The organism is Exiguobacterium sp. A1_3_1, assembly GCF_048985645.1.
In the GTDB taxonomy this organism is placed as follows: domain Bacteria; phylum Bacillota; class Bacilli; order Exiguobacteriales; family Exiguobacteriaceae; genus Exiguobacterium_A; species Exiguobacterium_A indicum.
In genome coordinates this window covers 1-9,263 of record NZ_WBYY01000133.1, presented here as the reverse complement: position 1 = coordinate 9,263, position 9,263 = coordinate 1, and the positions used below count along the sequence as shown (strand labels likewise).

General features: G+C 47.4%; 9 protein-coding genes. 8 read left to right on the top strand and 1 reads right to left on the bottom strand.

Features of this window, described 5'->3' with window-relative positions; translation table 11 throughout:
* The coding region (locus F8N00_RS13295) for a UDP-N-acetylmuramoyl-L-alanyl-D-glutamate--2,6-diaminopimelate ligase (protein WP_421018365.1) at window positions 1–1,237 on the top strand (1,237 nt) is incomplete at its 5' end.
* Window positions 1,238–1,259: 22 nt separating this feature from the next.
* On the opposite strand, the gene rnhC is transcribed toward F8N00_RS13295, so the two are convergent.
* A complete protein-coding gene (rnhC, locus tag F8N00_RS13290) occupies window positions 1,260–2,180 on the bottom strand; it encodes a ribonuclease HIII (RefSeq protein ID WP_023469006.1) in 921 nt (306 codons plus the stop codon).
* A gap of 120 nt (window positions 2,181–2,300) precedes the next feature.
* Here rnhC and zapA point away from each other — a divergent pair, with 120 nt between their 5' ends.
* The 7 genes from zapA to F8N00_RS13255 form a co-directional block, all read left to right on the top strand.
* The gene (gene zapA, locus F8N00_RS13285; RefSeq protein ID WP_029342308.1) at window positions 2,301–2,537 is read left to right on the top strand and encodes a cell division protein ZapA; all 237 of its coding nucleotides are present in this window, start codon (window positions 2,301–2,303) and stop codon (window positions 2,535–2,537) included.
* Between the two features lie 3 nt (window positions 2,538–2,540).
* On the top strand, window positions 2,541–3,089 hold the full coding sequence (locus tag F8N00_RS13280) for a CvpA family protein (protein ID WP_023469004.1): 549 nt from the start codon (window positions 2,541–2,543) through the stop codon (window positions 3,087–3,089).
* Between the two features lie 46 nt (window positions 3,090–3,135).
* Window positions 3,136–4,851: a DNA polymerase/3'-5' exonuclease PolX gene (polX, locus tag F8N00_RS13275; RefSeq protein ID WP_035396571.1), complete on the top strand. Its 1,716-nt coding sequence runs from the start codon at window positions 3,136–3,138 to the stop codon at window positions 4,849–4,851.
* The gene (locus F8N00_RS13270; RefSeq protein WP_023469002.1) at window positions 4,852–7,218 is read left to right on the top strand and encodes an endonuclease MutS2; all 2,367 of its coding nucleotides are present in this window, start codon (window positions 4,852–4,854) and stop codon (window positions 7,216–7,218) included.
* 10 nt (window positions 7,219–7,228) lie between these two features.
* Entirely contained in the window at window positions 7,229–7,636 is a 408-nt protein-coding gene (locus F8N00_RS13265; protein ID WP_023469001.1) for a DUF350 domain-containing protein, read from the top strand.
* A 185-nt stretch (window positions 7,637–7,821) separates the two neighbouring features.
* Window positions 7,822–8,715 carry a YitT family protein gene (locus F8N00_RS13260; RefSeq protein ID WP_174316480.1) on the top strand — a complete coding sequence of 298 codons (894 nt, stop codon included), beginning with the start codon at window positions 7,822–7,824 and terminating at the stop codon, window positions 8,713–8,715.
* A 197-nt stretch (window positions 8,716–8,912) separates the two neighbouring features.
* The coding region (locus F8N00_RS13255) for an AMP-binding protein (RefSeq protein WP_421018364.1) at window positions 8,913–9,263 on the top strand (351 nt) is incomplete at its 3' end.

Genomic DNA, 9,263 nt, shown 5'->3' with positions numbered 1-9,263 from the left:
CGTCATTACCGTGCCGGATACGAAACGACTTGCAGGTCAAGTCGCGAATCGCTTTTACGATCAACCGAGTCAAAAGATGCGTGTCTACGGTGTAACCGGAACAAACGGAAAAACGACGACGACGAAATTGGCGTATGATCTCTTTCGAGCAACAGGTGTGAAAGCCGGCATGATCAGCACGGTCGGTGCACGAATTGACGAGGAACTCATTGAGACGCCGAATACGACGCCTGAAGCCATCATCTTACATCGACTGTTATATGAAATGGTTGAAAAAGGCGTGACGGATTGCATCATTGAAGTGTCTTCTCACGCACTAGCCGAAGGTCGAGTCGAGGGAGTGTCTTTCCACTCGGCAGCATTTACGAACCTGACGCATGATCATCTGGATTATCATCATTCAATGGAAGATTACGCAAAGACGAAAGCTTTGTTGTTTCAACAAGTCGCTGCGTCAAATGGTCGGACCATCGTCTTGAATCGAGAAGATGGTTGGAGTCGCGTCATGCGAGAAGCTGCGCCTTTGCAACCCGTTATCTGGTATACGACGAAACCCCACCGAACGTCACAGATTGCGGTCGAATGGCTGACGGATACCGTCAATGTGCGGATCGACGAGACGACAACACGTGTGCCGACAGCTTTACTAGGTGAGTTCAATGCAGCGAATTTAGCGGCAGCGATGGGATTGTTGCGGGCAGGCGATGCCAACCTCTATACGTTGATTCGTCATATTCCAGAACTGGAATTGCCGAAAGGACGACTCGAACGACTGGACTGGGCACCTTGTGAGATTTATATCGATTATGCCCATACACCGGATGGTCTAGAAAAATGTTTGCAGGCACTCACTTCTTCCGGAGAGTCGCTATCGGTCGTCTTAAGTGCAGCTGGAGAGCGTGATCGAACGAAACGAGCGGAGATGGGGCGAATCGCAAGTAAATATTGTGAACACATCATCGCAACGGTCCATGATGCGAGGACAGAGAATCCGGATCGAATCATCGAAGAGTTAATCGTCGATATTTCACGTGAACATTTAGTAGGGTGTCATACATCCCGTCACGAAGCGATTGTACAAGCAGCGCATTTGGCGCACGAAGGGAAACGCATCGTCATCGTCGGGAAAGGTCATGACGAGGTAGAACGAATCGGTACAAAAACGATTCCTTTTAATGAAAAACACATACTGCTTGCGGAATTAGAACGACTGTCTGAAGGGAAGTCCGTCATTTAAAAAACCGACCATTCCGTTAAGGTCATGGTCGGTTTCGTTTCGCAGCTAGTTGTTGTGCCTTTTTCGTATTCGCAAAATGGGCTTTCGTCCAGTCACGAAGTTTGTCAGCTCCATAACGTAAAATCAGTGAGGCAGCGACTTGATCCACTTTAGCACCAGCACCTTTCGGAATGACGACACCTGTTGTTTCACTCAACTTGTCCATCTCCTTCAAAAAGATGGCGCGAGCAATGATCGAGGAGGCAGCGACGGCGACATGGAGTTGTTCCGCCTTGGTCGAGAAGTAGACATTTTCTCGAACGGGATTGATGACACCAGACAAGTGTTTATAGTAAACGGTCTTTTCAGCAAACTGATCTATCAAGATCGCTTCTGGTTTCGTCTCCAGTTTGTCAAGAAGTCGCTGCAGGACATCATTATGCATCAGGGCAGTCATCTTTCCTTGTGTCATCGTGCGTTGCATTTGATTGTATTCTGGATTGTGTAGGATACGATATGTGTACGGAATGACGGCATGAAGATCACGGGCGATCTTTCGAATCTCCGTGTCATTCAAGTGCTTGGAGTCACGTACACCCAGTTCTCGAAGGAGTGCAATCTGCTTTCGATCAACGAAGGAAGCGACGACGACGAGTGGACCGAAGAAATCGCCTTTTCCAACTTCGTCACTGCCAGCGACGGACCATTCTGCAAAACCATTTGGTAACGTTGAAACAAGTGGTTCCTTCGATTTAGTCGGTGTAGCCGTGCCGAAGCGTGAAGCGATCGTTTCGGCTTCGGTTCCTTGAAACATCACTTTTCCAGAATTGTAAATCGTGATGACACATCCGGGTACTTTAGCGGCGAAACGAGCATACGGTGGACTCTTCGTCTGTCCTTGTTTAAACTCTTGTATGACGAGATCTTGCTTTTCTTTAGATAAGCGTAAAACGATAGTTCCCACGAGATAACCTCCCTTTCCGGGATTAAGCATACCATCCTTAAGACCGATGGGGGACTTCTTTTCCTAAAACGAAAATGATGGTACTATATGAAAGAAGCAAAGTATGAGGAGGACAGAAAAATGGCTGATTCAGAAGGGTTGAACCGGACGACGATTCATATCGCAGGCAATGATTATACGATTGTCGGAACGGAGTCGCCAGAACACGTACGCGAAGTGGGTCTCCTCGTCGATACGAAAATTCGAGAAATCCGAGAACAAGCACCACAACTCGACGTTCGTCAAATCGCCGTCCTAGCGGCGCTTAATATTGGTAGTGATTACGTAAAAATAAAAAAGAATTTGGGTGAACTATAAACTATGATTTCTTTCGTTATCTTATTACTTCTCGCCTTAGGCATCATGACAGGTGTCCGACGGGGAGTCGTATTGCAGGCCGGGCATTTGCTCAGCCTGATCATTTCCTTCATCGTCGCCTTGTCGTTCTATGAGGAACTGGCGACGAAATTCCGTTTGTGGGTTCCATATCCGTCGACGCTGGATGATGCGGGAATCGATTTGACGATGTTCGCAATTCCAAGTTCAGCACGACTCGATGAAGTGTTCTATAAAGCCTTTTGGTTCGTCGTCCTGTTCTTCGGTACAAAAATCATCTTAGCGATCTTATTGTCGATGTTTGATTCGTTGACGAATGTCCCGATCTTAAAACAAGTCAAAGGATTATTAGGTGGCGTCTTCGGCTTCATCGAGATGTATATCTTCATCTTCTTGCTCTTGTTCTTAGCGGCATTCGTTCCGATTCAGTCGATACAGGATGCGATCGCAGACTCGAGTTTGGCAAGCTTCATCATCCAACATACACCGCTCCTTGCGAATTGGCTGATGGACAAAGTTGGATTGATAAAATAAACATGCTCCCGTTAAATGGGAGCTTTTTTTGAGGGGAGAATTGCACATGCGTACGATTCAAGATGCAATGCGTCACTTGGAACGAATCTCAGTCTATCTAGAGGTTAAAGGGGAAAATCCGTTTAAGATCAATGCTTTCCGAAAAGCAGCAAGTATCCTCGAAGCATCCGATGCTGACTTCATGGCAATCGAGGATTTCACGGCGATGAAGGGGATTGGTAAAGGAACGGCCGCTGTTCTTGAGGAGTACCGGGAAACGGGAACGAGTACGGCACTGACGGAACTCGAACAAGAAGTACCGGAAGGACTGATCGCTTTACTAAAGATCCCGGGTCTTGGTGGGAAGAAACTTGCTAAATTGCATGAAGTCGGCGTCATTGATGCGGATTCCTTTGCAGAGAAATTAGCGGATGGTACAGTCGAAACGATGCCTGGATTCGGTAAGAAGACGGTCGAAAAGTACGTCAAAGCGCTCGAAACGTTTGAAACACGACCGGAACGATTACCGTATGGTGTCATGCGGAAGGTCGTTGCGGAATTAAATCAGACCCTTGCGTCGTTCGATGAAATCATTCGCTTCGAAGTTGGTGGGAGCTTCCGCCGAGCAGAAGAGACGTGCAAGGACCTTGATTTCATCCTCTCGACGAACGAACCGGATCGGATCAAGGAGCAACTATTGGAACTGTCGCTCATCGATGAAGTCATTGCTGCCGGCAGTACGAAAGTATCACTCGTCTTAAAACGAGACGTCCATTATATCGCGGTTGATTTCCGAATCGTCGATGACGCGGCGTACGCGTCAACGTTACATCACTTCACGGGTTCGAAGGATCACAATGTCCGGATGCGTCAACTTGCCAAAGAACGGGGAGAGAGCATTTCTGAATATGGCGTTGAGACCGAGCGAGGATTAGTGCAGCCGAAGACGGAAGAAGAATTGTTTGCGCGGTACGACTTACCGTTCATCGCACCTGAATTACGAGCAGGGCGTCAAGAGTTCGAGCAGGATTTGTCACGCCTTTTGACGGAACAGGATATCCAAGCAGATGTACACATGCATACGACATGGTCAGATGGAACATTATCTGTTGAAGAATTAGTCGATGCGTGTGCTGCACGAGGGTATACATGGATGGCGATCACCGACCATAGTAAGTATATGAAGTTCGTCAATGGATTGACGGAAGAACGTCTACGTGCGCAACGTGTCGAAATCGAAGCAGCACGCAAGAAACATCCTGAGATGACGATTTTATGTGGCGTCGAGATGGATATCTTGCCTGATGGGTCGCTCGATTATGAAGATGATTTCTTAAAAGAGATGGATTACGTCATTGCCTCGATTCACTCGAAATTCGATCAGACGGAAGAAGAGATCATGCAACGGCTTGAGAATGCGTGTCGTAATCCTTACGTTTCTCTGATTGCCCATCCGACAGGACGAATCATCGGTAGACGAGAGGGCTATGCCGTTAACGTTGATCGCTTGATCGAACTAGCAGCCGAGACAGGAACAGCGCTTGAGATGAATGCAAACCCGGCACGATTCGATTTGACGGCAAGTTCCCTAGCAAAAGCGAAGGTTGCTGGTGTGAAAATTTTGATCAATACAGATACACACCGACCAGAAATGTTAGAAGATATGAAACTTGGAGTCCTCCATGCACGTAAAGCCTATTTGGAGGCGTCTGATGTCATCAATACGTGGAGTGCCGAAGCAGCACTTGCTTTCTTCGGTCGAAAACGTTTAGGAGTGGATTAAATGAATGCCAACGCATTACGCGTCTTAGAATATGAGAAGTTAAAAGAAAACATGTTATCGTTCACGGCAAGCTCACTTGGAGCACAGTTCGTTCGAGCGATGCGTCCGGCGGAAGAGTTCGAGCAGGTCAAGGAATTATTAGCCGTCACGACGGAAGCAACGACGGTTTACCGGTTGCGTGACCGTTATCCGTTCGGTGGATTGACAGATGTCCGCAGTGAAGTGAAACGAGCAGAAATTGGTTCGGTCCTCTCGACGAGTGAACTTTTATCCGTCGCAGACGTCGTTTATTCAGGACGTCAAGTGAAGGCGTTCCAAGAACGATTGCATGAGGATCACCCGGATCTACGATTACCACGACTCGATAGTCGAATCGAACAGATCACGAAGCTCGTTGAGATCGAACAGGGGATTCGTCATGCCATTGACGACCAAGGAACTGTTCAAGATTCGGCAAGTGATAAATTACGAGCGTTACGTAGTCAGTTGCGTTCGCTCGAAGGACAAGTTCGTTCAAAAATCGATAGTGTCTTACGTAGTAAAGCGAAGATGCTGTCTGACGCCATCGTGACGATGCGAAATGATCGCTACTGTGTCCCGGTCAAACAAGAATATCGTCAAGCGTTCGGTGGGATCGTCCACGACCAGTCAGCTTCTGGAGCGACGTTATTCATCGAACCGCAAGCCGTCGTTTCTGCGAACAACGAGATTCAAGAAGCGCGTTTGAAAGAACGGGCGGAAATCGAACGAATCCTCGCCCAATTATCAGCACTTGTCGGGAGTGTCGGTGACTCGCTGCGCATCAATCTTGATGTATTAGCAGAACTTGATTTCATCATGGCGAAAGCGTTGTATGGTCATCAGATCGGAGCGGTTGAACCACGCTTGAATGAAAATCGCCATATCATTCTGAAGGAAGCACGACATCCCTTCATTCCAAAAGAAGAGGTCGTACCGATCACTGTCTCGCTAGGTGGCGATTTTACATCACTCGTCATCACCGGTCCGAACACCGGTGGTAAGACAGTTACTTTAAAGACGATTGGTCTTTTGCAATTGATGGTGCAATCAGGACTATACGTACCGGCAGCAGATGAGACGGAGCTCAGTGTCTTCGATGCGATTTATGCCGATATCGGGGATGAACAGTCGATTGAACAAAACTTGTCGACGTTCAGCTCGCACATGACGAACATCGTCTCGATGATGGAGAAAATCGATTTCATGAGTTTGGTGCTGTTTGATGAATTAGGGGCGGGAACGGATCCGACAGAAGGGGCTGCCCTAGCGATCGCGATTCTTGATGAAGTGAAACGCCGCGGAGCACGTGTTGCAGCGACGACGCACTATTCGGAGTTAAAAGCGTACGGCTATAACCGAGAAGGTGTCGTCAACGCGTCGATGGAATTCGATGTCGAATCCCTCAGTCCGACGTATCGCTTACTCATTGGTGTACCGGGACGCTCGAACGCGTTCGAGATTTCAAAACGTCTCGGACTCGAAGACCGGATCATCGATGCGGCACGTGGTCAAATCGGTAGCGACGCACAGTCCGTCGAAACGATGATCGAACGACTGGAAGAGGCGAAACAGCGTGCTGAGACGTTAGAGGCTCAGTTGCTAGAAGAGAAGAAACGACTCGTTGCAGAGCGTGAGCAATTCGAGCAAGAACAAGCCGAAATCCAGGAAGAGAAAAATGAGATTCTGGCAAAAGCGGAAGAAAAAGCAGCACGTGCAGTCGAACGTGCCCAAAAAGAAGCGGAAGGCGTCATTAAACGTTTGAAGGAATTACGAGACGCTGGTGCCGTCAAAGAGCATGAATTGATCGAGGCACGTAAAAAACTTGAAGATGCGAAGCCGAGTCTGCAAGAAAAACGGATCGCTAAAGTTAAAGCGAAATACGATCAAACGCCACGTTTTGATAAAGGGGAAGAAGTCAAAGTCACGACCTTCAATCAAAAAGGCTATATCATCAACCAACAGGCGAACGGCGAGTACACCGTTCAAGTCGGCATCATGAAAGTGAACGTCAAACCGGAAGATCTCGCGAAGATCGGCAGTACTCCAAAACGTCCTCAAACAAAAGGGCGTTCTGGTGGTACGAGTGTGACGAAACAATCGGCGCCTTCAGCTGAACTGGATTTACGTGGCGTCCGTGTTGAAGAAGGATTATCGAAGCTCGAACGCTTCATGGACCAAGCTTTGTTATCGAACTACGACCATATTCGTGTTATCCATGGTCTGGGTACGGGAGCGATGCGTCAAGGTGTCCAAGAATTCTTGAAAGGTCATCGTCACGTCAAAGGTCACCGCTTAGGTGGTCAAGGTGAAGGCGGACACGGTGTGACGATCATCGAACTGAAATGAGGAAAGCAGGATGAACATTTTTGAGAACGTCTATGTCTATACGACAGCGCTCTATTCGGTCGCGGGATTACTGATCATTTTAGGACTTGCACTTTTTGAGTTGACAACCCGGTATAAAAACTGGGAACATATCAAGAGTGGCAACATCGCCGTTGCGTTAGCAACAGGTGGAAAAATCATCGGACTCGCCAATATCGTTCATTTCGCTGTTCAAGGGGAAGAACGGGTCGGGTCGATATTTCTTGAAAGTGCTTTTGGCTTCTTACTGTTGATATCGACATACTGGATCTTTGAATTCCTGACACCGAATTTGCCGGTAGACCGTGAAATCGAGAACGGCAACATTGCTGTCGGTATTATTTCATGTGCCTTATCGATCGGCATGTCCTACGTCATCGGATCAGCGTTAGTGGGGTGAATCCGTGTTAGAACGTTTAGCGAAAATCATGTTCGGGGTTTCGATCGCCTTTTTGGTCGTCGGTATCCTTTGGATTGTATTTAATTAAAAGAACCGGTCTTACCGTGTGATCATTCCGTACTGACATCGTTTCAGTACGGAATTTTTATTGGAAGCCACGCCTAATCAAAAAAGGAGGAACGCATATGAACGTACGAAAAACAACAACGGTAGAAACAAGACGCCGTGCTTTTGAAGCAATGCAATTAATTTCTTGGAAGGATATTTTTTGGGTCATCATTGGATCAGCCATTCTTGCCTTTGGCATCAATTACTTTACGATTCCAAACGATTTATCAGAAGGTGGATTGATCGGGATCACGGTCATCTTCTACTACCTCTATGGCTGGGATACGGGACTTGTTTCCCTGATTGCGAACGCTTTGCTGTTCGTCGTCGGTTATCGATTCCTTAGCCGGAAGACGATGCTTTACTCCGTCATCTCGGTCGCCGTCACATCGTTTGTCCTCTCTTCGACAGCAAATCTAGCGACATCATCGGATAGCCGTTTAATTGGTACGGTCTATGCGGGTATTCTGATTGGTGTCGGAATCGGACTTGTTATTCGTGCTGGAGGAACGACGGGTGGGGGTGTGATCATCGCTCGATTGATGAATAAGTATCTCAATCTCAGTATCGCGGTTTCGATGTTCATCATCGACGTCGCAGTCGTCGGCGCATCAGGGTTCCTATTCGGAGAAGAGACGATGCTGTATACGTTGATTGCGATCATCATCGGTTCGTACTTGATTGATCTCGTCAGCGAAGGATTGAATGTCCGCGAAGCGGTCACGATCATCAGTCATCGCCAAGAGGAAATCGCGACAATCCTGACAGAGACGCTCGGCCGTAGTGCAACGGTCATTCACAGTCACGGTCATTTCACGAAACAAAAAAATGATATGTTGTATATGATCGTCGATAAACGACAACTGGCACCGTTGAAACAGATCGTCGAAGCAGCGGATCCCCGCGCCTTCGTCGTCATTCATAAAGTGCGCGAAGTCATTGGAGAAGGATTCACGTATCCATCCCGGTGATGTCTATTAAAAAGCAGTGCTGCTTCTTTTTCGGAAACGAGAAAGGGAAGTACTGCTTTTTTGTATGATTCTCGATTGAAAGAATCGAAAAAAAAACAAGCAGATTCGATTTCTTTTTTTGGATTTTACTGGCATGTCGAATTGGAATCAACGTATAATAAAAATGAATAGTAATTCATTATCTGGGAGGGAAACGTATGGAATCCGTTTGGTTATCTGATTATCCCGAGCAAGTACCCGCATCGATTGATTATCGAGAATTACCTCTTTATCAGGCACTCGATGAGGCAGCGACCGATTTTCCAGAACAACGTGCCTTGAGTTTCTTAGGAAAACGTATGACGTTTCGTGAAGTACGTGACGAGGCCCGCGCACTTGGAAGCCTGTTACAAGAGCACGGACTAAAAAAAGGGGATCGCGTCGGACTGATGTTACCGAACTGTCCCCAGTATATGATCAGTTATTATGCGGTTCTCTATGCAGGTGGTATCGTCGTCCAAGTGAATCCACTCTATACCTGTCTCTTATACACATCTCCGAGCCCACGA